General features: G+C 47.7%; 18 protein-coding genes. 8 read left to right on the top strand and 10 right to left on the bottom strand.

Annotated elements, in window-relative coordinates:
• Positions 1 to 16: 16 nt before the first annotated feature.
• Positions 17 to 2,005 carry a DNA primase gene (dnaG, locus tag I6E49_RS07170; protein WP_235401352.1) on the bottom strand — a complete coding sequence of 663 codons (1,989 nt, stop codon included), beginning with the start codon at positions 2,003 to 2,005 and terminating at the stop codon, positions 17 to 19.
• Positions 2,006 to 2,177: 172 nt separating this feature from the next.
• Between dnaG and I6E49_RS07165 the strand changes: the two genes are divergently transcribed.
• The 4 genes from I6E49_RS07165 (at position 2,178) to I6E49_RS07150 (ending at position 6,512) form a co-directional block, all read left to right on the top strand.
• Entirely contained in the window at positions 2,178 to 3,398 is a 1,221-nt protein-coding gene (locus I6E49_RS07165) for an MFS transporter (RefSeq protein WP_235401349.1), read from the top strand.
• A gap of 157 nt (positions 3,399 to 3,555) precedes the next feature.
• Positions 3,556 to 3,897 (top strand): HigA family addiction module antitoxin, encoded by a 342-nt coding sequence (locus I6E49_RS07160; RefSeq protein ID WP_235401347.1) that lies wholly within the window; start codon positions 3,556 to 3,558, stop codon positions 3,895 to 3,897.
• Positions 3,898 to 3,964: 67 nt separating this feature from the next.
• Positions 3,965 to 6,292 (top strand): glycoside hydrolase family 20 protein, encoded by a 2,328-nt coding sequence (locus tag I6E49_RS07155; protein ID WP_235401345.1) that lies wholly within the window; start codon positions 3,965 to 3,967, stop codon positions 6,290 to 6,292.
• Positions 6,293 to 6,371: 79 nt separating this feature from the next.
• The gene (locus tag I6E49_RS07150; protein ID WP_235401343.1) at positions 6,372 to 6,512 is read left to right on the top strand and encodes a hypothetical protein; all 141 of its coding nucleotides are present in this window, start codon (positions 6,372 to 6,374) and stop codon (positions 6,510 to 6,512) included.
• 328 nt (positions 6,513 to 6,840) lie between these two features.
• Here the strand turns inward: I6E49_RS07150 and I6E49_RS07145 are convergent, their stop codons facing one another.
• Positions 6,841 to 7,800, bottom strand: coding sequence for an aldo/keto reductase (locus I6E49_RS07145; RefSeq protein WP_235401341.1), 960 nt, complete (start codon positions 7,798 to 7,800; stop codon positions 6,841 to 6,843).
• A gap of 12 nt (positions 7,801 to 7,812) precedes the next feature.
• Positions 7,813 to 9,810, bottom strand: coding sequence for an OPT family oligopeptide transporter (locus I6E49_RS07140; RefSeq protein WP_235401339.1), 1,998 nt, complete (start codon positions 9,808 to 9,810; stop codon positions 7,813 to 7,815).
• A 129-nt stretch (positions 9,811 to 9,939) separates the two neighbouring features.
• On the opposite strand from I6E49_RS07140, the gene I6E49_RS07135 reads away from it, so the two are divergent.
• Entirely contained in the window at positions 9,940 to 11,094 is a 1,155-nt protein-coding gene (locus I6E49_RS07135) for a lactonase family protein (RefSeq protein ID WP_235401337.1), read from the top strand.
• A gap of 151 nt (positions 11,095 to 11,245) precedes the next feature.
• On the opposite strand, the gene I6E49_RS07130 is transcribed toward I6E49_RS07135, so the two are convergent.
• The 5 genes from I6E49_RS07130 to I6E49_RS07110 form a co-directional block, all read right to left on the bottom strand.
• Positions 11,246 to 12,160: a nucleotidyltransferase gene (locus I6E49_RS07130; protein WP_235401335.1), complete on the bottom strand. Its 915-nt coding sequence runs from the start codon at positions 12,158 to 12,160 to the stop codon at positions 11,246 to 11,248.
• A gap of 234 nt (positions 12,161 to 12,394) precedes the next feature.
• Positions 12,395 to 13,486, bottom strand: coding sequence for a cyclically-permuted mutarotase family protein (locus tag I6E49_RS07125; protein ID WP_235401333.1), 1,092 nt, complete (start codon positions 13,484 to 13,486; stop codon positions 12,395 to 12,397).
• Between the two features lie 90 nt (positions 13,487 to 13,576).
• Positions 13,577 to 14,764 carry an AGE family epimerase/isomerase gene (locus I6E49_RS07120; protein ID WP_235401330.1) on the bottom strand — a complete coding sequence of 396 codons (1,188 nt, stop codon included), beginning with the start codon at positions 14,762 to 14,764 and terminating at the stop codon, positions 13,577 to 13,579.
• Between the two features lie 12 nt (positions 14,765 to 14,776).
• On the bottom strand, positions 14,777 to 15,694 hold the full coding sequence (locus tag I6E49_RS07115) for a dihydrodipicolinate synthase family protein (protein ID WP_235401329.1): 918 nt from the start codon (positions 15,692 to 15,694) through the stop codon (positions 14,777 to 14,779).
• A gap of 70 nt (positions 15,695 to 15,764) precedes the next feature.
• Positions 15,765 to 17,003 (bottom strand): MFS transporter, encoded by a 1,239-nt coding sequence (locus tag I6E49_RS07110; RefSeq protein ID WP_235401326.1) that lies wholly within the window; start codon positions 17,001 to 17,003, stop codon positions 15,765 to 15,767.
• Between the two features lie 623 nt (positions 17,004 to 17,626).
• On the opposite strand from I6E49_RS07110, the gene clpB reads away from it, so the two are divergent.
• A complete protein-coding gene (gene clpB / locus I6E49_RS07105; protein WP_235401323.1) occupies positions 17,627 to 20,215 on the top strand; it encodes an ATP-dependent chaperone ClpB in 2,589 nt (862 codons plus the stop codon).
• A gap of 109 nt (positions 20,216 to 20,324) precedes the next feature.
• Here the strand turns inward: clpB and I6E49_RS14625 are convergent, their stop codons facing one another.
• Together I6E49_RS14625 and I6E49_RS07100 are read right to left on the bottom strand one after the other, a co-directional pair.
• Entirely contained in the window at positions 20,325 to 20,429 is a 105-nt protein-coding gene (locus I6E49_RS14625; protein ID WP_369681612.1) for a 4Fe-4S binding protein, read from the bottom strand.
• Between the two features lie 4 nt (positions 20,430 to 20,433).
• Positions 20,434 to 20,835, bottom strand: coding sequence for a C-GCAxxG-C-C family protein (locus tag I6E49_RS07100; RefSeq protein ID WP_235401320.1), 402 nt, complete (start codon positions 20,833 to 20,835; stop codon positions 20,434 to 20,436).
• Between the two features lie 589 nt (positions 20,836 to 21,424).
• Here I6E49_RS07100 and I6E49_RS07095 point away from each other — a divergent pair.
• Positions 21,425 to 22,153, top strand: a complete 729-nt coding sequence (locus I6E49_RS07095; RefSeq protein ID WP_235401318.1) for a UpxY family transcription antiterminator — start codon at positions 21,425 to 21,427, stop codon at positions 22,151 to 22,153.
• A gap of 161 nt (positions 22,154 to 22,314) precedes the next feature.
• On the top strand, positions 22,315 to 25,194 hold the full coding sequence (locus tag I6E49_RS07090; protein WP_235401316.1) for a leucine-rich repeat domain-containing protein: 2,880 nt from the start codon (positions 22,315 to 22,317) through the stop codon (positions 25,192 to 25,194).
• Positions 25,195 to 25,207 lie beyond the last annotated feature (13 nt).

The following is a 25,207-nucleotide window of genomic DNA, read 5'->3' as shown; positions in this document are numbered from 1 at the left end:
CTGCGGTAAGTTGCGTTTACGCTATTATGTTGTTGCCCAACAGTCGGGCGAGTTTCGATCTCAACTCGTGGGCTGTCTTATATTCTTCCATAAGCTGCATGAGTCGCTCGTGGTCGGCAGAAGCTTGCGAAATCTGCGCCTGGAGTTGTCGCAGACGCTGCTCGAGATAGTCCATTCGGAAGTCGTTGAGCAAATGTTCGGTCTGCTGACGTAGGTTTTCGATGCGGTTTTCCTCCTCGGCTTTCAGCTCGTCCTTATTCTTCGGCTCGGCATTGGCTGTAGTCTTCTGCTCGTCGAGCATTCGATACTTGTCCACACAAAGGTCGGTGGCTATGCGCGACACGTCCATATTCTCATGATGAATGAAGAATTGCTCGGCATTGAAGCCTTCGTCTTGACTATGCGCAACAGCCTCTTCGAGTATCTTTGCAAACAAAGGATTGGCAAGTTTCAGTCCGTCTACGCTCAGATTGTAGTCGATGTACTGCGCAATATTGAGGTTCATCACTCCTCCGTCTTCCGTTTCCACATTATTATATATAATAGTGTCGCCGTAGCGGATTATCATTTCCACAAGCATACGCTCCACTTTCGACGCCTGTTCCAGCGGTGTTGTCTGGCTGACAGTAGGCTGCGGAGTCTGTATTCGTTGCTGTTGTTGTGTGGCGCGAGCCTCTTCAGAGGTGCGTTCTTCGCGGTTGTTGCGTATGAAACCGTTGAGTGTGTTGATGAGTGTAGCCTCATTGAGCCCCATACGCACCGAACAGTCGTGTATATAGGTGTCGCGCAGAATTGGATTTACTACAAACGAGATGCTGCGGATGATGGAATTGATTGCCTCCGAACGCTTCAGCGGGTCGCGTTCGTTGCGCAGCAGCAAGTCGGTCTTGAACTGTATGAAGTCGGTCTGATGCTCTTCGATATACTTACGGAAGTCGGCTGCCGTGTGTTTGCGCGAGAACGAGTCGGGATCGTCACCATCCGGCAAGAGCAAAACTTTAAGGTTCATTCCCTCCGAGAGCAGCATGTCGGTTCCACGCATAGCCGCATGGATGCCAGCTGCATCACCGTCGTACAGCAGAGTGATGTTGGACGTGAAGCGGTGGAGTATGTGTATCTGATGAATAGAGAGTGCCGTACCCGAGTTTGCCACTACATTCTCTATGCCACACTGGTGCATTGAGATGACGTCGGTGTAACCTTCCACCATGAATACGCGGTCTTCCTTGGCTATAGCTTTCTTGGCCTGATACAATCCGTACAACTCCCGGTCCTTATGATAAATCTCAGAGTCGGGTGAATTGACATATTTCTGATTGACACCCTTAGTGCGCGAGTCGAGCAATCGGCCTCCGAAGCCCACCACCTTGCCGCTTATGCCTATCCACGGGAATATGACACGACCGGCATAACGGTCGATCAGTTCGCCACGGTCGTTCTTATAACAGATGCCGGTCTTAAGAATGAACTCCTCCTTGTAGCCCTTGCCAAGAGCAGCAACGGCAAAAGCGCGGCGGTCGGCAAGGTCGTAGCCGAGCTGGAACTTCTGTATTATGTCGTCGCGAAAGCCACGGCTGCGGAAATACTGCATTCCTATGGCTATGCCGTCGGGGTCGTTCTGCATCTTGTCCTGAAAGTATTTCATCGCCCATTCGTTGACAATGAACATACTCTCGCGCTCGCTCTGCTCCCGCTTTTCGTAGTCGGTGAGTTCGCGTTCGCGTATCTCGATGTGGTATTTGTTGGCAAGCCAGCGCAGAGCCTCAACATAAGTCATCTGCTCATGCTCCATAATGAAGCCGATGGGATTGCCTCCCTTGCCGCAACCGAAGCAATGACACATGCCACGTGCAGGCGAAACATAGAACGACGGGGTCTTCTCGTCGTGGAAAGGACACAATCCCTTGTAGTTTGCCCCACTGCGTCGCAGCGTGACAAACTCCGAAACTACCTCAACAATGTTGGCTGCATCCTTTATTCTTTCTACTGTAGCGTGGTCTATCATTTGTCGTTAACGTTAACTATTCTGCCGGCTTCATAACACAATAAGCCAAATACAAAGTTAACATTAAAATCTCAGACTGAGAAGCCTGCACAAGTTTTTTATCAAATTACAATATTATAGACGACTATTTTTTTATAATTTTGCACAAGCGTAAAATTCTATACACATTATTATGAATATAAAATCAATAGGCAACAAGATCAAGGGCAACCCCACAATGACCGAAGGTACGGTGTATTCCATACTCGTTATTTGCGGAATTTCGCATTTTCTCAACGACATGATTCAGTCAATCATACCCTCCATCTACCCTATCATCAAGGACAAGTTCGGCTTCTCGTTTGCACAGATAGGCATCATCACGCTTATTTTCCAGATGACTTCGTCGATACTGCAACCCTTCACGGGACTCTACGCCGACCGCCATCCGCGCCCTTACGCATTGTCTGCGGGTATGTGTTTCACGCTTACCGGACTGCTATTGCTCGCCTTTGCCGAAAACTATCTGCTCATTCTGCTTGCCGTAAGCATCGTCGGACTGGGTTCGTCGATATTCCATCCCACCGCATCGCGAGTGGCTCAGATGGCATCGGGCGGCAGAAAGAGTCTGGCACAATCCATATTTCAGGTTGGAGGCAATGGCGGATCGGCTCTCGGACCGTTGCTTGCAGCCATCATCGTCTTGCCCTTTGGACAGCATTCGATATCGTGGTTTGCACTGGCTGCGCTGCTTGCAGCACTCATTATGGTGCGGCTCGGTGCTTGGTATAAGGCACGTTTGGCGTACATTGCCTTTCACAAGCAGCACAATCCGGCATTGAACAACGGCATTTCGAAACGTTCCAAATACTGGGCTTTGTTCATTCTCGTAATGCTTGTATTCTCAAAATACTTCTACACATCGTGCATTACAAGCTATTTCACATTCTTCCTCATCGACAAGTTCGGCGTATCGGTGCAGACCTCGCAACTCTGTCTGTTCGTGTTTCTTGCCGCCTTTGCCATCGGCACAGTAGCCGGCGGAATGCTGGGCGACAAGTTCGGCCGCAAATACGTCATCTGGTTCTCCATTCTCGGAGCCGCTCCATTCGCACTGGCAATGCCCTTTGCCAACCTCGCATGGACCATTATATTCACATTCCTGTCCGGACTGATCATCGCTTCGGCCTTCTCGTCAATCGTAGTGTACGCCACCGACCTCATGCCCGACAAAGTAGGACTGATAGCAGGAATCTTCTTCGGACTGATGTTTGGTCTGGGCGGACTCGGTTCTGCCTTCTTCGGATGGCTTGCCGACAAAACCAGCATAGAATTCATATTCCGCGTGAGCGCTCTGCTGCCTCTACTGGGCATTATAGCTGGCTTTCTGCCGAATACACAGAAAAAGAAATGACGTTAATATTTATTGTCTTCTCAAATTTTGAGAAGACAATAAATAGCCGTATTTTTGCAAGAAAATAACAAAACTGTATGTACATATACTTCAAAGAAATCTATTGCCACTATTTGTAACATAACAGAATTGTCAAACCATTATAAATGAAACCATTATGAATAAAGAAATAAAGCACAATGGACCGTCAGCCAACGAACTGACACCATTTACTCCTACTCATCCCGGATCTATTCTTAAGGAAGAAATAAAATATCGAGGCATATCACAATGCAAGCTCGCTAAGGATATGGGAATAGGCTATTCTGCCCTGAACGAGATACTGAATGAACGCCGTCCATTAACCGAAAAGACCGCATTACTATTCGAAGCAGCTCTTGGAGTGAACGCCGAACCACTAATGCATATGCAAATGAACTATAATATGCAGACTGCAAGAAAAGACAGTAACTTCATGGAGAAGCTTTCAAAGGTAAGACGCATCGCAGCTGTACTGTAATTTACATATCACACCCCACTTTAATAAGCCATTATAATAATACAACCTACATTTCACTAAACAAACAATGAATCAGAAATTATTGACAGGAGCCGTCGCCGCAATGGCTTTCCTCCTGCCCTCAACCGCAATGGGACAAACTGCGGACTTCAACATTATCCCACAACCGCAGCAGGTCGTGGCTGACGCAAGCGCACCGTTCACGCTCAACTCAAACACCGTCATCTATGTGCAGACCAACAGTCAGGACATGAAGCGCAACGCCACTATGCTTGCCTCATATATCCAGCAGGCTACAGGCATTCGCCCCACAATAGGCAAGTTGGTAAAGGGCAACCCAGCCATTATCCTTTCTATCGACAAGACCATCAGCAATGCCGAAGGCTACAGGCTCAACTCAGATGCCAAGCAGATACGTATAGCCGGTGCTTCGGCTGCGGGCGTGTTCTACGGCATCCAGACTCTGCGCAAGTCGTTGCCACTCTGCAACGGCAAAGCTACACAAGTGAGCATACCAGCCGTTCACATCACTGACGCGCCACGCTTTGCCTATCGCGGAACCCACCTCGACGTGTCGCGCCACTTCGTTACCGCTGACTCAATACGCCAGTTTATCGACATGCTCGCCCTGCACAACATCAACCGCTTCCATTGGCATCTCACCGACGACCAGGGATGGCGCATCGAGATAAAGAAATATCCGTTGCTCACCAAGATTGGCGCCAAGCGCGAGCAGACCGTTATCGGTCATAACACAGGCAAGTACGACGGCATACCCTACGACGGCTTCTACACACAGCAGCAGATACGCGACATCGTGAAGTATGCAGCCGACCGCTACATCACCATCGTTCCTGAGATTGACCTACCAGGACATATGCAGGCGGCTCTTGCAGCCTATCCCGAGCTCGGATGCACCGGCGGTCCGTACAAGGTATGGCAGAAGTGGGGCATCTCTGACGACGTTCTCTGCGCTGGCAACGACAAGGTTCTGGCTTTCATCGACAACGTGCTCAAGGAGGTCACACAGCTCTTCCCGTCTAAGTATATCCACGTAGGTGGCGACGAGTGCCCTAAGGTGAGATGGAAGGATTGCCCCAAGTGCCAGGCACGCATCAAGGCTCTGCATCTGGAGGCCAAGGACGGACACTCTGCCGAGGAACGTCTGCAGAGCTATGTCATCACACACGCTTCCAACTATCTGAAGTCGCTCGGACGAAACACTATCGGCTGGGACGAGATTCTTGAGGGTGGACTCGCCGAGGGCGCAACAGTAATGTCATGGCGAGGCGAAGCCGGAGGCATTGCAGCAGCCAAGCAGAACCACGATGTGGTGATGACTCCCAACAGCTACCTCTACTTCGACTACTACCAGTCGCTCGACAAGGCCAACGAACCGCTTGCTATCGGCGGCTATCTGCCCCTGCAGCGCGTATATTCGTACGAGCCTATGCCTGAAGAACTGACTGCTGAGGAGGCTCGCCATATCATCGGTGTCCAGGCAAATATATGGACTGAGTATATGCCTACATTCAAGCACATGCAATATATGGCTCTACCACGCGTGGCAGCATTGAGCGAGGTGCAGTGGACTCAGCCACAGCTGAAGGACTACACCGACTTCACCAACCGACTCATCGGACTGACCCATCTGTACGACCGACTCGGCTACAACTATGCCAAGCACCTCTACAACGTGAATATACACATCGACAGCGACACCAAGTGGCAAGAGCTTGTCGTACATATGACTACTGCGGGCGATGCCGAGATTCGTTACACTCTCGACGGAAGCCTGCCTACTGCCAGCAGCACACTCTACACCGGTGCAATACATCTGCAGAAGTCGGCTAAGATACGTGCAGCGGCTTTCCGCAACGGCAAGAGCAGCAGCGTTACTGCGCAGGACGTGACATTCAACAAGGCTACAGCCTGCCCCGTCAAGTTGCTCCAGCCTACGCACAAGAGCTATACCTTCAACGGCGGTGCAGCCCTTACCGACGGACTTGTAGGCGACAAGGGCTTCGGCACTGGCCGTTGGTTGGGATTCAGCGGCAACGACCTTGAAGCCGTTATCGATCTTAAGAAGCCTACCGAAGTGTCGAGCGTGAGCCTCAACACATGCGTTGACAAGGGCTCTTGGATATTCGACGCCCGCAACATCGAGGTGAGCCTTTCTACCGACGGCGTAAACTTCACCTCTGTAGCCAAGCACTCTCTGCCTGCAATGGAAAAGAATTCAGCCGACAACATCAATACATACGAGCTGAAATTCTCACAAACCAAGGCTCGCTATATCAAGGTTTATGCCACTTCGGAACACAACATACCCGACTGGCATTCCGGTAAGGGTAAACCGGCATTCCTCTTCGTTGATGAAATAAGCGTGAAATAAAAGTCAAAGCAGCACGCCCCGAAGGGGCAGAAGCACATAGCCCAGGGCAACGCCCTGAAGTAAAAAGCCACCAAAAACAATGCGCCCTGTAAGGGCAAAAGCGTTAATTATCAATGCTTTTGCCCTTACAGGGCGTTTTGCTATTTTCAATCCGTACACCCAAGGTGCTGCCTTGGGCTATGTGCTTATTGGGCTTTCAGCCCGTACAATTGACTTTTAACACATCCTCTAATATATTCCGAACTGAATTACTCTAAATGTCGAATGCACTGAAAAAATTCCTTCGTTTTCCAGTAAAAATACCTTCGTTTTACAAAAGGACTCAAAACGTTTTTCAAAAGGAGTCCTTTTACAATGCAAAAGGAGTCCTTTTGGAGTGCAAAACGAGTCCTTTTGGAACGCAAAAGGAGCCCTTTTGAAATGCAAAAGGACTCCTTCTGGAATGCCACTGTTGAAAAGCGGCGTTTTTATACTTGTTTTTCTTATTCTGCAACGCATTTCAGACTATTCTGCGATACATTTCAGACTATTCTGCGATACATTTCAGACTATTCCGAGATACATTTCAGATTCTTCAGCAACTGTTCTGGCGAGCTTGCTCCAACGAGCACACTCGTCACGCCCTTCTGCTGCAAAATCCATCCAAGAGCCATCTCGGCGAGAGTCTTGCCTTGCGCTTCTGCCTGCGCATTGAGGTCCTTCAAATGTGCAAGCAACTCCGGTGTGAGCATGCTATGCTTAAGGAAATGCTCGCGAGCCATGCGGCTGTCCTCCGGAATACCGTTGAGATAGCGGTCGGTGAGAAGTCCTTGGGCGAGTGGCGAGAACGAAATGAAACCCACACCGTGCTCCGCACAGTAGTCGAGAATGCCCTCATCCTGCGGCGAATGGTCAAGCATATTGAGTCTACCTTGATATATCAGAAGCGGAACATCATGCTCACGCAGATACTTGTCGGCTATCTTCAGCGCCTCAAGCGGCCAACGGCTGATGCCTACATACAGTGCCTTGCCCTGACGCACAATGTCTACCAAAGCCTGGAGGGTCTCTTCGAGCGGAGTGTTGGGGTCGTAGCGATGGCTGTAGAAGAGGTCGACATAGTCGAGGTGCATTCGCTTCAGACTCTGGTCGAGACTCGCCATGAGCGACTTTCGCGAACCCCAGTTGCCGTAAGGACCCAGCCACATCTCATATCCCGCCTTCGTAGCAATGAAGAGTTCGTCGCGATAAGGACGGAAATCATCGTCCATGAGTCGTCCCATAGTCTCCTCGGCACTACCGTTTACGGGACCATAGTTGTTGGCAAGGTCGAAATGGGTGATGCCATGGTCGAAAGCGCAGTGGGTAATGGTGCGGCTACGCTCATAAGAATCAACGCTTCCGAAGTTGTGCCAGAACCCTAAACTAACCTTTGGAAGCATAACGCCGCTGCAACCGCAGCGTACAAAGAGAGCATCGCCATTGTCATAGCGATGCTCGTCAGCTTTATACAATCCTTTCAGATTCATATATTATAGTATTTACTTCTTCACTTTAGTAGCCACAACGAAGTAGCCTATCAAGCAGCAGTAGGCTGCAAGCGAAGCAATCTGCGAGAGTGGGTTGGCAAGCCAGCCCTCCATCCATGCGTCACTCACAAGGTGAACGTCGCAGAAGCGCAGCAATGCCGATACAACACCCATCAGCGCACCGCCGGCAATGAAACCACTGGCAAGCAGAGTACCCTTCTCGTTGCGCTCACGGTTTACCTCAGCGTTCTTCGAACGGGTAGAAACATACCAGCTTACGATACCGCCCACGAGGAGCGGAGTGTTCAGTTCGAGCGGGATGAACATACCGAGTGCAAACGCAATGGCAGGAATCTTGAAGAAGGTGAGCACAATGGCAATGACAGCACCTACTGCATACAGTGCCCAAGGAGCACCTACACCGTTCATCAACGGGTCGATTACGGCAGCCATAGCATTGGCTTGAGGAGCTGCAAGCTGTCCGCTTGCAAATCCGTAAGTCTGGTTGAGCAGAATCATAACGCCACCTACGGTAGCAGCCGAAACGAGTGTGCCGAGGAATTTCCATGATTCCTGTTTGGCAGGTGTCGTTCCGAGCCAGTAACCAATCTTCAAATCGGTAATAAAACCGCCCGCCATCGACAGCGCTGTACATACAACGCCACCCATGATGAGCGCAGCCACCATACCGCCTGTACCCTTCAGCCCTACGGCTACAAGCACTACCGAGGCAAGTATGAGCGTCATGAGCGTCATACCCGAAACTGGATTAGAGCCTACAATGGCTATGGCATTGGCAGCAACTGTGGTGAAGAGGAACGCTATAACGGCTACAAGCAGAATGCCAACAACTGCAAACAGCAGATTGCCTTCCATCACTCCAAACCAGAAGAAGAGGAATGTAGCAATGAGAGTGACGATACTGCCTATAGCGATAATCTTGAATGAGATGTCGCGCTGTGTGCGTACGGTCTCGGCAGAAGCCTTTGCACCGCCCTTCATCTCGTTGGCTGCAAGCGATACGGCTCCTCTGATGATGCCCCACGACTTGATGATGCCGATGATACCAGCCATGGCGATGCCACCGATACCAATGCTCTTGCCGTAATACTTGAATATCTCTTCAGCCGACATTGCTCCTACGGTCTGCGTAATCTCCGGATTCCAGATGTTTAGAACCTGGTCGTGGAACACAATAGACATTCCCGGCACAATGAGCCACCATACGGCAAACGAGCCAAGACAGATGATGAACGCATACTTCAGACCGATGATGTATCCCAAACCGAATACGGCGGCACCGGTATTCACCTTGAATACAAGCTTAGCCTTGTCGGCTGCCATCACGCCCCAATCCATTACGCGAGTGGTGAAGTTCTCGTTCCACCAGCCTACTGTAGCTACGATGAAGTCGTACAATCCTCCTACCAGACCGGCTACGAGCAACGGCTTGGCCTGCGAACCGCCCTTCTCGCCGCTGACGAGAACCTGAGTGGTGGCTGTTGCTTCAGGGAAAGGATACTTGCCATGCATGTCCTTGACGAAATACTTACGGAACGGTATCATAAACAGGATTCCGAGTATACCGCCCAACAGCGAAGAGAAGAACACCTTGAAGAACGAAACGCTCATCTCGGGATACTTTGCCTGCAGGATATAGATAGCAGGCAGGGTGAAGATGGCACCGGCTACGATAGTACCCGAGCAGGCTCCGATACTCTGTATGATGACGTTCTCGCCCAAAGCCTTGTTGCGCTTGGCGGCTGTAGACACGCCTACGGCAATGATGGCGATAGGTATGGCAGCCTCAAACACCTGTCCTACCTTCAGTCCGAGATAGGCTGCGGCTGCTGAGAACAGCATAGCCATGATGATACCCCATGTCACCGACCACATGTTCACCTCAGGATAGGTCTGCCCAGGCGACATAATCGGCTTGTACTCCTCACCCGGCTTCAACTCGGTGAAGGCGTTGTCGGGCAATTGGATTTGCTCTTTTTCTTTTTCCATGTTATAGTGTTATTTGATATTAATTGTTTCGTTTGTAGTATATTTTGCAAAGTTACAACTTTGTAACTATAAATCTGTGATAAACCGGGAAAATATATTTAAATTTGCAGACAACAAATATATATTGAAATGAACCGAACCAAAAGACTATTGGCAGCTACCGTAGCTGCCGCTTTCGCCGGAATACAATCGTTTGCCGGCAACGACCTGACAATGATAGTAGGCACATACACCGACCAGAGCACTTCTGAAGGAATGTATGTGTATCGCTTCAATCAAGACAACGGAAAGGCTGAAGCCGTCAGCTGCACCCAATCGGGCAATCCGTCGTTTCTTATCTTCAACGACGATGCTACTCGTGTGTATGCCGTCAACGAATACGACGACGAGCGACGAGGTGCCAGTGCGTTCAGTTTTGACGCTTCCAAGGGCAAGCTTACGCTCATCAACAGCCAGCATTGCGGCACATCGGCAACCTCACACGTCAAGAATATGCCTGGCGCAGCACCTTGCAACATTATGATTTACGGCCGTCATCTGGTGACTTCCAACTACAACGGTGGCGACATTTCGGTGTTTCCTATCCACGAGGACGGCTCTATCGCACCTGAAAGCCAGTATCTTTGCATGTTCAAGAATAACAATGTGGATGCACACATTCACTGTTGCCGCATCACTCCCGACCGTCGTTACATGATAGCCAACGACCTTGGCAACGACTGTATATGGCGTTTTGACATCAACAACGCCGATAAAGCATACTCAAGCAACACCGAAAAAGCTTTCCTTAGCAACCCAAAAGAGATATACACTGCACCCAAAGGCACCGGTCCGCGACATATTGTGTTCAACAAGAAGGGCGATGTGGCTTATCTGATTGGCGAACTTGACGGCAGCATTACGGTGCTTGGCTACAACAACGGCAATATGCGTGAATTGCAGCGTGTGCAGGCTTCGCTGACAAAGACGCTCGGAAGTGCCGACATTCACATCTCGCCCGACGGCAAGTTTGTCTACGCGTCACACCGACTCAAGGACGAAGGAGTATCCATTCATGCTGTAGATGCCAAGACAGGATTGCTCACCAACGTTGGATTTCAGCCCACAGCTGCTCATCCACGCAATTTCGCCATCACCCCAAATGGCAAGTATCTGCTTGTAGCGTGCCGCGACAGCAACGTGATTGAGGTGTTCAGACGCGACATTACGACCGGAAAACTTACTAACACACACAATGACATAAAGCTCGGCAAACCCGTGTGCATACAGTTTGCCGATAAATAAAGAATAAGGTATAAGCCTAATGGCGGGCTGAAATAGCCCAAACAAAAACGGCGGAGCATCCATTGCTGGAGCTCCGCCTTATTTGTTTATGCAGCCGTTCAAGCTATATGTTACAGCCATTCAAACCGCATACTGTTTGCATGATTGATGATTAGAACATCTTATCAGGATAAACACCCTCGTCGTGCAACTTCTGGAACTTCTCGACAGTGCCGGGACGATCCTCAGGATAAGTTACGCCGAACCACTTAGATGTAGTATCGAGAACCTCGCAAGTAGCTGTACCGTCGTTGATGAGCTTATCAACCATCAGAGGAATGAAGAACTCGCTCTTGAGGTTTGACATGTTCTTCGGGTCAGAAAGGAATGTCTTGAAGAACTCGTTGCTGTACTCGAAGTAGTCAGGAGTGAAACCCCAGAAGTTCATTGAAACCGGTGTGTTGTCAGGAATAGATACCCATGTCTCGCCGTCCTCGTCGAGATACTTAACAACACCGTCTATGCGCTGGATCTTTGTACGCTCTACTACAGAAGTAAGGTGATGAGCGTCGTCGTTAGAACATACGCCACGGCTTACTGTACCGCTATCAGACAATGTGTTGCCGCAACGGAAACCTACCATAGCATACTTGCCCTTTGAACCCTCAGGAAGCTCGCTGAGCCACTTGCCCATAACGTTGAACGAGTCACGATCGTAGAAATCGTCGCAGTTGATTACTGCAAACGGCTCATTGATAACGTTCTGACCCATCAATACAGCGTGGTTTGTACCCCAAGGCTTGGTGCGTTCAGCCGGACATGTGAATCCCTCTGGCAGTGCGTCAAGGCTCTGGAACACGAGTTCGCAAGGAATGTGACCCTCGTATTTTGAAAGAACGACACGGCGGAAGGCATCCTCGAAATCCTTACGGATAACGAATACGAGCTTGCCGAAGCCTGCATTGATAGCGTCATAGATAGAGTAGTCCATGATGGTTTCACCATGAGGACCGAGCTCATCGAGCTGCTTCAGACCGCCATAACGGCTGCCCATACCTGCAGCGAGGAGAAAAAGAGTTGGTTTCATAATCTTATTTTATTAGATTTAGTTTTACCGTAAAAATCTAGATTCGCTCTGACTTTTAGTCTATAGCAATGGCAAAAGTAACAAATAACGTTGGAATAAAAAAGTTTTTACTTAGTTTTTTGCTTTCAAATTGCCGTTTATAGGGGTATTTGTGTGACTTTTTATATAAGAAATGAGATTACCCTTGGAAAGACATGACATTACTCTTGGACTGACTTCACATTCATTCTATCATTATTCCAAGTCCTGCAGCACTACAATCTGAGGAGTTCGCAATGCCGGTTTCAGCTCGCCGCCTATGTAGAAGCATCCCTTCTGTGTGACAACCATCTGCGCTCCGGCACGTGCCAAGCCCTTGTCGGCAAATCGTGTTTTAACCCATGCTTCGCTGAGTACATCGTATTCGTAGAGATTTCCGCTGAAGCGATACCAAGAGATGGGCTGATTGAGATAGTCGGCTTGCTTCACACGCTCGTAACGGCCGCTTATTGCATCAAGAAAGATGTCCTTGTTTACACCGCCAGTGGCGTATATCTTGCCATTAAAGGCCCATGCTATGCCACCGGCAAGGGTCATCTCACAGCCTTCAACCGACTTCGGTGCAGCCACACTTGTCCACTTTCCTGTAGCGATATTCATGCAGCTACCGTCGGTATGCACTTCACTCCGGTCGCCATTGGCATAGAATCCGCCCCAAACATACAGCTTTCCGTCGAGCGCAGCGGCTACGGGTTGCACTCGGGCTGAGCCCGGCATACTGCCGATATTGCTCCATGAGGGATTGGCAGCGTTCAAATTGAGAGCCAGAACGTCAGCCGACGGTTTGCCGTCGTGATTGCCTCCCACCACAAACACGTTGTCCTTGCTCTGCGCCACAGCCATATTGTCAACCGTGCAGGGCAGGTCGGCAAGGCGCTTAACGTCGGCACGCCCGCCCACTCCATCGAGATGTATGCTATAAACCGACTTCAACGCATGAGTGCTATTGTTACCTCCTATGAACAGAAGGCTGTCGCCACTCACTACAGTCACTCCATAGGCAGCCGGTTCGGGCAACATTCCGACGAGCCGCCAGTTGAGAACGTCGCCGTCAACGGGCGCCGCATATATTCCGGCGTAGTATGTCTTCTTGCCAGGCGTGGGAAAATTGCATCCGCCAGCCACAACAATCCAGTCGCCTATCTGTGCGGCATAACATGCCGACACGCCCAGCGAATAGCCGGGTTCGGAAGCTGGAAAGCCAAAGACGGGGCGTACGTGCTGTGCCGAAGCCGATGTATGGAAAAGCGAAACGAGCGATATGATGAGGAATAAGATTCTTTTCATTGGGCAATATATAGGTTTGTTGCAGTATAAAAGGGTGTGGCACGACTTGTAGGTCAAGTTTCTGCCACACCCTATCATTTAATTGTAATACTAATCAAGTTTCTTCAATATCTCCTGGCAGAGCATATAGCTCTTGATCATCATGCGCGGAATATGGAACGGACCTTTGAAAAGGTTGCCCTTGGCAGGCTGTGCCACTGTGCCGTCGCGATGCAGATAGCCATACCACTCGCCGTATTCGGCATCGGGGAAGTGGGCGTATGTCCACTCGCTGATGCGCTCATGACGATACAGATACTTCTCGTCGCCTGTGCCGAGGTAGGCATAGAGCGATGCGATAATGGTCTCGCACTGCGGCCACCAGAACTTCATGTCCTGCGAATAGTCCTGCACCGGGAGGTTCTTACAGTCACGGAAGTTGATGATTCCACCGTATTGTTTGTCCCAACCCCAGTCCCATGACCAGTCAAGAATTTGAAGCGCCATATCGAACATAGGCTTGTCCCAACCGCGCAGTTTTGCCTCTTCCATGATAAACCATGATGTCTCGATGCAATGACCGGGGTTGATTGTGCGGGTTTCGTTGGTGTCGATGAACTCGCCGTTCATTCCTACCGTCTCAAGCAGACACTTGAATTCGGGGTGGATGAAGTATTTCTTGAGTTTCTCTATCGACTCGTCAATCTGTGCCGTGAGCTTCGGGTCGTCGATGACCTTGCGTATGCAAGAGCCCACATTGATGAGAATCATGATGATGCTGTGGCTCTGCATCTGCACGTTCGGTTCGAACTTGGCAGGCAGGAAGCCCGGAGTAGCGAGGAAGCGCTGTGTATCCTCAAACACCTGGAGTGCGCGCTGTGCCCAATGCTGGTCGCCTGTGGCGAGTGCATACTCCGACATTGCTATTGCTGCGAATGTCTCCGAGAATACATAACGGCGCTTGCGCAAGGGCTGTCCTTCGGCTGTCACCGAGAAATACATGTGGCCCTGCTCGTCGAAGCAATGCTTCTCGATGAACTCAAGTGTCGACTTGGCTGCGTCGAGCCACTCCTGGTTATTCTCGATATTGTTGTATGCAAAGGCGCAAATGAATGCGAAGCGGCCCTGAAACCATACCGACTTGGTTGTATCCATCAACAATCCGTCGCGATTTACGCAAGTATAGACACCGCCATTAACCCGGTCCCAACCGTGCTCCATCCAGAACGGCATGATGTTCTCGGTCAGATCCTTCTTGTACGATTCTGCCCAAGACTGAATATATTCTTTTACGTTCATTTCTTTTATAATTTAAAACTTGTTGGCACGCTCAAAGAAACCTATCTCCTCAAGCTCCTTCTTCATCTGAGCCTCTTCCTCATCAGTCATGTTGCGGAACGGTACACGGTTTGGTCCGAGGTCGAAACCGAGGAGCTTCATGATGCGCTTGCCGCCAACGATGTTGCCGCGGAAGTGGCAGATGACGTTGATTACGGCCTGTGAGAAGTTCTGCTTCTCGCGTGCTGTCTCGATGTCGCCGTTGTTCCAAGCCTCGATGATGCCTGTAAGCTCACGTCCGTTGTAGTTGGTTGTGCCACCGATGCCACCGCGAGCGCCACCCTGTGCAAGGCTCGGGAGTATTGTCTCGTCCTGACCATGGAGCATATCATACTTGCCATCGGCATAGAGACGACACTGGTTGTACTCATAGAGCGACTCGTATGTGTACTTGATGCCGGCGAAGTTGGCTATGCGGCCATCGACAGCCTTAAGCAAGTCGAGCATAGGCAGATAAGCGCCGTTGAATGCAGGGATATGATAGTAGTAGAAGGGAAGGTTGGGAGCGGCGTTGGCGATAGTCTCGCAGTACTCCACAAGTTCCTCTATGCGACCGATTTTCGGGAATGGAGGAGCCATCGAACCGATACCCCATGCACCGATTTTCTGTGCATGCTCAGCCAGACGAACACTCTCACGCAGGCAGCAGCTGCCTACATGTACTATCACCTTGAAGCCCTCCGGAGCTACCGACACCCAACGCTCGGCAAGCTGCATGCGCTCCTCGGTGGTGAGCATATAGCCTTCACCTGACGAACCGTTGATGAAAACGCCCTTGAGTCCGTTCTTCTGCAACATCTTGGCATAAGCCTCGATTGGTTCAAGATTGACGTCACCGTTTGCATAGAAAGGTGTAAACGGAGCGTCGATAAGTCCGATAATCTTTTCCATAGTCTGTTTGTATTTAAAAGTATGTAATATTAAACCTTATATTTATATATAATATGTGTCTGACGTAGCATTACTCCTTGTTGTCGGTTGTAGGCTTCAGACAGCCCAGCTGCAGCACGAGAGCCACGAGCACGATGCAGCCCAGCACGGCAAAACCGAGTCCGAGGTTGCCTCCGTCGGTCCACTTGCCCAGCAGGTGTGTCACGGCTGCACCGGCAAACACGCCCACCATGTTCATGACACCGTAGGCTGTGGCGCGATACTTGGCTGAAATAATCTGGCAGAGTATAGGCATGTTGTTGGCGTCGAACATTCCGTAGCCCATACCGAAGAGCAGTCCGGCTCCTACTACAGCCACGATGCTATGGCCGAAGCCCAGCAATACGAGTGCAGGGATGGTCATACCCAATCCGATGGCGCTGGTATAGACACGTCCGCGAATGTTGCGCAGCACCCACTTGTCCGACAACACGCCTCCGACGATGACACCGATGAACGACGAAGCGGCAATGGTAATGGTAGACATAGGTCCGGCTTGCGACATAGGAATGCCGAGATTCTCGGCAAACAGCGTCGGCAACCAGTTCTTGGTGGCCCAACCCGGCAGACTCGGAACGGCAAAATAGATGAGTATCACCCAGAAAGCCCAGGTAGAGAACACCACGCTCAGTCCGCGCCATACGGTCTCCTTAGGCTGACCGGCGTTAGGATTGGCTGCTGCAACGGCTGCAGTACCCTTGTGCTTGTCGTGCAGAAGGAGGGCGAGCACTACCGAGTAGGCTATGCCGATGATGCCAAACCAGTGGAATGTAGAGTGCCATGAGAACATGGCGGCAACTGTTGCGCCGAATCCACCTATTGCCTGACCTACGTAAAGACCGGTCATGTGGATGCCAATGGCGAGCGAACGCGACTTGCCTTCGTGCCAGTCGGCAATGAGCGAGAGTGCCGACGGGATGTAAAGCGCCTCGCTTATGCCCATAAGAGCACGCAACCAATAGAGCTGCTGAAAGTCGGTGGCGTAGCCCATGAGATATGTCACGGCTGACCAGACGAACAAACTGCCTACTACGAGCTTCTTTCGGCTCACGCGGTCGGCTACCACTCCGGCAAACGGACTTACAATTCCGTATATCCAAAGGAAAACCGCCATCAACGCACCAAAAGCCTCAGCTTTGTTCAATTCGGCGATGTCGGCCTTCATAGCCTCCTGCATTGTGGAGAGCATCTGACGGTCCATGTAATTCAAAAGTGCCACAACCCAGAGCAGCGCAACGACTACCCACGGGTAAAACTTACTTCTTTTCATCAGTTTCTATCAGTTAGTGTATTCTTAATATTTGGGTTTTAGTTTATTCGATTAGTTGGACAGACTGTCGGTTAAGCCTGCACTTGATGTTTACTTTGCAAAAGTATACTTTTTTTCTATATTAAGCAAGTTAAATAAATATTTTTTTAAACCCAATTAATTTATTTACTATTTTTAATAAAGTAATACCTCTAAATTACAGCAAAAACCACTCTGAATTATGGGTGCAATCCTATGGTTTTGCAAAAGGACTCCTTTTGGCGAGTAAAAGGATTCGTTTTGGATTGCAAAAGGACTCCTTTTGGTGAGTAAAAGGACTCGTTTTGGAAGGCAAAAGGACTCCTTTTGAAAAGCAGGGGTTTTAGGTGGGGGAAGTTGGGCTTACACCTTATTATATATAAAGGATTGGGATAACTGGAAAGAAATTGCATAGCTATAGAAACGAAAGAGCCCTTTTTACCCCATATTTCTGTCATTATGTCAGTAATCTATTGGTTTTCAATACATTATTCTGACATTTTGTCAGCAAAATAAGCAGTGGAATATAGTTTGTGTTTATAGTTATCGAAAGCGAAAAGCTTTAATACAAGAAATCAGAATAAATCAAGAAAGGAGAACAAAATATGACATTCGACAAATTCACAATCAAAGCCCAAGAGGTTGTTCAAGAGGCTGTCAACACCGCACAGCGTCAGGGACAGCAGAGCATTGAGCCGGTACACCTGCTGAAGGGTGTGATGGTGAAGGCCAAAGACGTAGCCACATACATCTTCCAGAAGCTCGGAGTCAATGCCAATCAGATAGACACTGTTGTAGACAGTGAAATACAGCGACTCCCACGCGTTCAGGGTGGACAGCCATATCTCTCTAACGACGCCAACAACGTGCTTCAGCGTGCGCAGGACTTCGCCACTAAGAACGGCGACGAGTTCACAAGCGTTGAACCGATATTGCTCGCCCTGCTTCAGGTCAATTCTACTGCAAGCCGCATTATGAAGGATGCCGGCATGACTGAGGCTGAAACCGTGAAGGCAATTCAGGAACTGCGACAGGGTCAGAAGGTGCAGTCGCAGTCGGGCGACGAGAACTATCAGAGTCTTGAGAAATATGCCAAGAACCTCGTTGAGGAAGCCCGCCAGGGCAAGCTCGACCCGGTTATAGGCCGTGACGAGGAGATTCGCCGTGTGCTTCAGATTCTGTCGCGCCGTACCAAGAACAATCCTATTCTTATAGGTGAGCCGGGTACCGGTAAGACGGCTATCGTCGAGGGACTGGCTGAGCGTATTGTTCGTGGCGACGTGCCCGAAAACCTTAAGGACAAGCAGCTATACTCATTGGATATGGGTGCGCTTGTGGCTGGCGCCAAGTACAAGGGCGAGTTTGAGGAGCGCCTTAAGAGCGTAATCAAGGAAGTGACCAACAGCGACGGTCGCATCATTCTCTTCATCGACGAGATTCACACTCTTGTCGGTGCAGGAGGTGGCGAGGGTGCTATGGACGCTGCCAACATATTGAAACCAGCTCTTGCACGTGGCGAATTGCGCAGCATCGGTGCCACAACATTGAACGAATACCAGAAGTATTTCGAAAAGGACAAGGCTCTGGAGCGCCGATTCCAGACGGTCATGGTAGACGAGCCTGACGAGCTTTCGGCCATCTCAATACTGCGTGGATTGAAGGAACGCTATGAGAACCACCACAAGGTGCGTATTCAGGACGATGCCTGTATAGCTGCCGTGAAACTCTCTGAGCGCTACATCAGCGACCGATTCCTCCCCGACAAGGCCATCGACCTTATGGACGAGGCTGCTGCCAAACTGCGTATGGAGCGCGACTCTGTACCGGAGGAGCTCGACGAGATTACACGTAAGCTGAAACAGCTTGAGATTGAACGCGAGGCCATCAAGCGCGAGAACGATACCGACAAGATTGCACAGCTCGACAAGGACATTGCCGAGCTGAAAGACCAGGAGAGTTCGTTCCGTGCCAAGTGGGAAAGCGAGAAAGCTCTTGTCAACAAGATACAGCAGGACAAGCAGCAGATAGAACAGTTGAAGTTTGAGGCTGAACGTGCCGAGCGCGAAGGCAACTACGAACGCGTGGCTGAGATACGCTACGGCAAACTCAAATCGCTCGACGACGACATAAAGTCGATACAGAACCAGCTCAAGTCTACGCAAGACGGCAACGCAATGATTCGCGAGGAGGTGACTGCCGACGACATAGCCGAAGTGGTAAGCCGTTGGACCGGAATACCCGTAACGCGAATGATGCAGAGCGAACGCGAGAAGTTGCTGCATCTGGAGGAGGAACTTCACAAGCGTGTAATTGGTCAGGACGAGGCTATACGTGCGGTGAGCGATGCCGTACGCCGCTCACGTGCCGGACTGCAGGACCCGAAACGTCCTATCGCTTCGTTCATCTTCCTCGGCACCACGGGTGTAGGTAAGACCGAACTTGCAAAGGCTTTAGCTGAATACCTCTTCAACGACGAGACGATGATGACGCGTATCGACATGAGCGAATATCAGGAGAAGTTCAGCGTAAGCCGTCTCATCGGTGCACCTCCAGGATACGTAGGCTATGACGAGGGTGGACAGCTCACCGAGGCAGTACGCCGCAAGCCTTACTCAGTAGTACTCTTCGACGAGATTGAGAAGGCTCACCCCGACGTGTTCAACATCCTCTTGCAGGTATTGGACGACGGTCGACTCACAGACAACAAGGGTCGAACGGTCAACTTCAAGAACACTATCATCATAATGACATCAAACCTTGGCAGCCAATATATACAGGGACAGTTTGCAGGCATCACGCCTCAGAACCGCGACCATGTTATCAGCGACACCAAGGCAAAAGTTATGGAGATGCTCAAGAAGACGATACGTCCGGAGTTCCTCAACCGTATCGACGAGACCATCATGTTCTTGCCGCTCACCAAGGCAGAAATCGCCCAGGTAGTGACATTGCAGATGAACGCCGTGAAGAAGATGCTCGAGCCGCAGGGATTCACTCTCAACGTTACTCCTGCCGCCATCGACTTCCTCGCCGACGAAGGCTTCGACCCGGAGTTTGGTGCACGTCCGGTAAAGCGTGCCATACAGCGCTGCGTACTCAACGACCTCTCTAAGAAGATTCTCTCTGACGAGGTTAAGCGCGAGCAGCCAATCACCATCGATGCCGACCAGAACGGACTCGTATTCCGCAACTAAGCAGAACCGAGTCAGCAACTAAGCGAAACGCATAGACATAATAAAAGGGAGCGCCAAGACTCATAACACTGAGTTTTGGTGCTCCCTTTTTTTATACCACACATTATCCTTATAGCCTTATCACATATTTCCAAGCATCCTTAGGACATACTTTCACACAAACGCCACATGCCCCGCAGCGGTCTTGCTCGTTAATCGCTTTATACTTAGCCATGTTGTTACTTCTGTACGCCTTCCTTTACAAGGATTTCTTCCAGAAATTCAGAAGCATCTGCCACGCAAAGAGGACATTCGCGAAGCACCTTTCCTGTGCCCACACCTTTGAGCAATTTGCATTGTGTGGCACCATTGCGCTGCTTGAATTTATCCATAATCTGTCTCATGCCCTTGACGGACTTCGCCTTGTCCTGAGTGGCAAGTCCGAGTACGATGCCAGCTCCTACGATGGCTCCGCAAGTTCCCTCCATATTACCCATACCTGCAGCAAAGGCATTACCTGCATTCTTGATGGTTTCTTCTTCCATACCGGCGAAGTCGTGGTAGGTGCAGAGCACAGCCTGAGTGCAATTATGCGAACCACAACGTTTCTTATCAGCTGCTATTTCTTTTCTTGTTTCCATATTATTTTTCCTTGTTGTTTTTACTTGTTATTTTGATTTCGGCTACAAAGATAATGCTTTTATTATAGATACATAAAAGATGTCAGCTATACATTAATAGATAAATTCTATCGTTTCCTTACACTATGGCTTACATAAGACTCCCATATATTTATCTTTTCTTTGTTTTCTTTTTCCTTTCTTGTTTAGTTTTCCTATATAGTGACACTTATAATTTATAAAGCAATAAATTCAATTATAGTGTCCTCGTTCCATCCTCGTTCACTCTTCGATTTATCTTCGTTATGCCTTCGTTATGCCTTCGTTATGCCTTCGTTATGCCTCCGTTATGCTTCCGCTTCATTAACGGAGGTAGATCGAGTTCACTACGGAGGTAGATCGAGTTCACTACGAAGGATGAACGAATGATGAACGAAAGAACAAGGGAGATGGAAAGAGGGAAAGAGGAAACAAAGGAGAGTGAAAGAGGAGTTCTGTTTTTTATTCCCAACGGACTTATAATTCGGAAATTTTATCTAAATTTGTAGTCAACAGACGACAATTCCATCAAGAATAAGTCTATTGGTTTTAATCTAACCTCTGAACAACATTGGAAGATACTACCAACCAGCCTCCTACGGCTGACGCTTCATTGTATAATGGGCAGCCATCCGACACTGGCTCATCGTGTCCAAGTGCAGGACTTACCTCCCGCACGCCCTCCACTTCTGATGATGTCAGGAATGGGGTGTCGGTAGAGAATGTGCCTTCTGGAAACAAGCAATGGTTTGTATTGAGGGTTACATATGGGCGTATCATCAAGGCAAAAGCTTTCGTCGAAGCTAAAGAATTGGAATATTATGTTCCTTTACGATACAAAGAGATTCGGAAACAAGGTAAAAAGCGAATCATCACAGAGCCTCTTCTCCCGTCATTTCTCTTTGTTCATGCCTCAGCAGAACAAGTTGATTCACTCTTGCAAGACAAGAGCATCAAGCCTCTTGAAAATACAGCTTTGTTGAGTTACTATTACGACCATACCTCACATTGTGAAAAATCGCCAACCAAGAATCCTCCTCTTATCATTGCCGATACAGCTATGGATAATTTCATCCGTTTAACCTCCATACATAATCCTCACATCATCCCTGTTACTTCGGATAATATCAAATATAAGTTAGGAGATGAAGTAGTGATTACAGAGGGTGAGTTTAAGGATATACATGGTAGAGTGACAAGGATTGCTGGGCAACAGAGAGTGGTGGTAGAACTTTTTGATGGATGCTTGGTGGCTACGGCGTATATACCAACAGATGCTTTGTCATTCTTAAAAATATAAAATCTCATAAAAACATATCAAAATAGTGTACCAAAACTTGCCAACCAGATTTAGGCAACCTTATAAAGAATGATAAATTGCTTGAAGCATGTGATGTCAGGTATCAATGATTCACAAGATTTACAATCAAACTTATATAGTATTTTTTTACAACTTTCATTATGAAGCGCTTTGTTTTGTTTATTTTAAGTGTTTTTACACAAATTCTTCTTGTAGCACAAACTCAGTTTGACTACATGGACGATGACGCAGTTGCTGGTGGTGCAGATAGAGCACTAAATGGCATAATAATTATTGCCGTCCTTGTGATTGCAGCGATTGTGTTGTTATTTATTATAAGTGGTTTATTAAATGTCTATTATTGGTTTAACCCAAAGGCAGACCCTGCATTTAGACATAAAATCGCTGCAAAGGAAAAGGAAAGAATAAGAGCTAAAGAAAAAGCCATTAATGATAAGAAACAAGCTGTCCTTGATAAAGAGAAAAACAAACATAAAAATAAAATTGATCTTGGACTCTCTGTTATGTGGGCAGACACAAATCTGTTTGCAATATCACAAGCAGATAAGGGTGGTAAATTTGCCTGGGGCGATAAAATCAAACGGACCCATTTTCGATATGCGGATTGCTTCTTGAATGAAAAGTGGTCATGTGATTTGAAAAAGATTCTTGGGAATGACGATTTGTCAATATGCGGTATTAAAAGCTTTGATGCCGCAACATTTCTATGGGGAGAATGTTGGCGGTTGCCACAAATGCACGAAATAAAAGAACTTTTAGATAAATGCAAATGGGAATGGACTGTCATTGACGGAATTAACGGATATAAGGTGATAGGACAGAATGGTAATTATATATTCTTACCTGTTACTGGTGAGAATGTTGCAGATGAACAGAAATCGATAGAGGCTGGTTTCTATTGGACAGGAATTGCCAGTTCTGATTTCAATGATGCAAAATATCTTTTCTTTACCAAGGATTATAAGTCAGCGAAAGGAAATGGTCAGAGATGGCATGGAATGGCAATACGCCCTGTTTGGTCACCGAAGAAAAGGACGACTGAGGAAATTTTATCCCAATTGGAGTCAAATTCTATTTCCCAAGAAAAAAATTATTTTTCAGAATATAAAAAATATCGCTCTACTTTTGCTTTGACAGAAAAACCAGAAACGAATGATGTCATGCATGACTTAGCTGCAAGAAAAATGTATAGTACAGATGGAAAGAAACTTCTGTCAACATGGAATGGTGCAGGTGGCAAGGATGAGAAAATTGACATAAATCCGAGGCCAGGGACAGAGATTATATGTGACAATGCTTATGATGACTATAATAACAGATTCGAAAAAACAATAAGTATTCCGAATTCTGTTTATGCTATCGGTAACAATGCATTTATGTTCCTTAGTCCACTTAATATGACAATTCCATCAACTGTAAAATATATTACAGGCAATCCATTTAGGGCTCCATTTGGCTATTATTATAAAGTTAGTTGCGACACTCCATATTTCAAAATAACAGATGGTGAACTCCTTTCTGTTGACAAGACATTATATGTAGCAAACATAGACTTAGAGAAAAAAACAAAGATTATTCCGAATGGGGTTAGAGTTATTGGTCGCGGTGCTATAAGCGGTCATAATGAGGTAGAGCTGATTAAGCTTCCTGATTCTATTGTAGCATTAGCAGAAAATGCCATTTCTGCATGCAAAAATCTGACTGCTATTATCTTTGAAGGCAAAATAAGTGTTATAGAACCTACAGCCATTGTCCAATGTGAAAATTTGAAGGCTATCTTTGTACCAATAGGTCTAAAAAAATATTATCAGAGCAAATTGCCGCAACAACTATCAGATCTTATAATCGAATTAGAAGATACGAGCATAAGTGAGGAAGAAATACTTCATAATATATTTGTTCTCGAAGACAAAAAGAAATCAATTGCTAATGCTTCTGAAAAGAATAACATTTTAGCCCCTTCTAAAGAAGATTTAGAATACATTGAGAACCTTAAGACAGAATATGGTCTAAGTGTTGTAACTCAAGAAGATTGGGACGAAGAAGTTATTGATTGGGGCGAAGCTGAAAATGAAGAGCATGATGAATGGGATAGAGGGGAAGCCTCTTATTCTAAAAATGGGAAAAAGTTTCTTTCGTTTGAAGATAATCTTGAACAATATACTCTAAAAAAAGGAGTTGAGATCCTTTGTGATAATTCGTTCTCTAATGGGTGTAGAAGCAAGAAAATCATATTACCAAATACGGTTAGAATTCTTGGAAATTTCGTTTTCTGGCAAACCGACCTTGGGGATTTTTCAATACCAGCATCAGTAAAGAAAATAACAGGTAATCCATTTGTATCATGTGATGTCAATCTTACGTGTAATTCTTCTGAGTTTTGTGTTGTAAATGGTATTTTATACGATACTGCCAAAACTAGAATTGTATCGGTCATCAACGACATAAACAGAATTGTTGACAAGAACTTGATGACCTTTCCTTCTTCTGTTAAAGAAATTGGAAGATTTTCTTTCTATGAAATATCTTCGGGAGGTTCAGTTCAACTTCCTCCTTCTGTGATTTATATTGGAGAATCTGCTTTCGCGCATACTATTATAAGTCAAATAATACTTAAAGACAAAATTGTTGAAATCGGGAAGTCGGCTTTCGCCTGGTCATATGTAAAAAGAATCGACATGCCAGATTCTGTAATACAATTGGGCGAATCCGTATTTTGCGATTGTAAGAACTTAGAATATATAAGACTATCATCTTCCCTACAAACGATTGAAGAGAATACATTTAAGAATTGTGAGAAACTTAATCACGTACATATTCCAGAGGGCGTAAAAATAATAAAGAAAGACGCTTTTCGGTATTGTAAGCAATTAACAGATATCTACTTGCCGGATTCCTTGGAAAAAATTGAAGAAGGTGCATTTGCCTACAGTGGTTTTAAAACAGTTGTGGTTCCTAAGCAAACCGTTATCGCAGAAGGGGCTTTTATGGAGAACTGTCAAATAATAAGGAGGGAGTGAATCTTTGCTTGTA

This window comes from Leyella stercorea, assembly GCF_021531655.1.
This window is presented reverse-complemented; position numbering and strand designations above follow the sequence as displayed.

Bases quoted from the DNA above. Each gene is read 5' to 3' on its own strand.
- I6E49_RS07120 (WP_235401330.1), bottom strand. From the start codon at position 14,764: ATGAACGTAAAAGAATATATTCAGTCTTGGGCAGAATCGTACAAGAAG.
- clpB (WP_235401323.1), top strand. From the start codon at position 17,627: ATGACATTCGACAAATTCACAATCAAAGCCCAAGAGGTTGTTCAAGAG.
- I6E49_RS07130 (WP_235401335.1), bottom strand. From the start codon at position 12,160: ATGAAACCAACTCTTTTTCTCCTCGCTGCAGGTATGGGCAGCCGTTAT.
- dnaG (WP_235401352.1), bottom strand. From the start codon at position 2,005: ATGATAGACCACGCTACAGTAGAAAGAATAAAGGATGCAGCCAACATT.
- I6E49_RS07110 (WP_235401326.1), bottom strand. From the start codon at position 17,003: ATGAAAAGAAGTAAGTTTTACCCGTGGGTAGTCGTTGCGCTGCTCTGG.
- I6E49_RS07100 (WP_235401320.1), bottom strand. From the start codon at position 20,835: ATGGAAACAAGAAAAGAAATAGCAGCTGATAAGAAACGTTGTGGTTCG.
- I6E49_RS07150 (WP_235401343.1), top strand. From the start codon at position 6,372: ATGCGCCCTGTAAGGGCAAAAGCGTTAATTATCAATGCTTTTGCCCTT.
- I6E49_RS14625 (WP_369681612.1), bottom strand. From the start codon at position 20,429: ATGGCTAAGTATAAAGCGATTAACGAGCAAGACCGCTGCGGGGCATGT.
- I6E49_RS07145 (WP_235401341.1), bottom strand. From the start codon at position 7,800: ATGAATCTGAAAGGATTGTATAAAGCTGACGAGCATCGCTATGACAAT.
- I6E49_RS07125 (WP_235401333.1), bottom strand. From the start codon at position 13,486: ATGAAAAGAATCTTATTCCTCATCATATCGCTCGTTTCGCTTTTCCAT.
- I6E49_RS07135 (WP_235401337.1), top strand. From the start codon at position 9,940: ATGAACCGAACCAAAAGACTATTGGCAGCTACCGTAGCTGCCGCTTTC.
- I6E49_RS07090 (WP_235401316.1), top strand. From the start codon at position 22,315: ATGAAGCGCTTTGTTTTGTTTATTTTAAGTGTTTTTACACAAATTCTT.
- I6E49_RS07140 (WP_235401339.1), bottom strand. From the start codon at position 9,810: ATGGAAAAAGAAAAAGAGCAAATCCAATTGCCCGACAACGCCTTCACC.
- I6E49_RS07115 (WP_235401329.1), bottom strand. From the start codon at position 15,694: ATGGAAAAGATTATCGGACTTATCGACGCTCCGTTTACACCTTTCTAT.
- I6E49_RS07165 (WP_235401349.1), top strand. From the start codon at position 2,178: ATGAATATAAAATCAATAGGCAACAAGATCAAGGGCAACCCCACAATG.
- I6E49_RS07160 (WP_235401347.1), top strand. From the start codon at position 3,556: ATGAATAAAGAAATAAAGCACAATGGACCGTCAGCCAACGAACTGACA.
- I6E49_RS07155 (WP_235401345.1), top strand. From the start codon at position 3,965: ATGAATCAGAAATTATTGACAGGAGCCGTCGCCGCAATGGCTTTCCTC.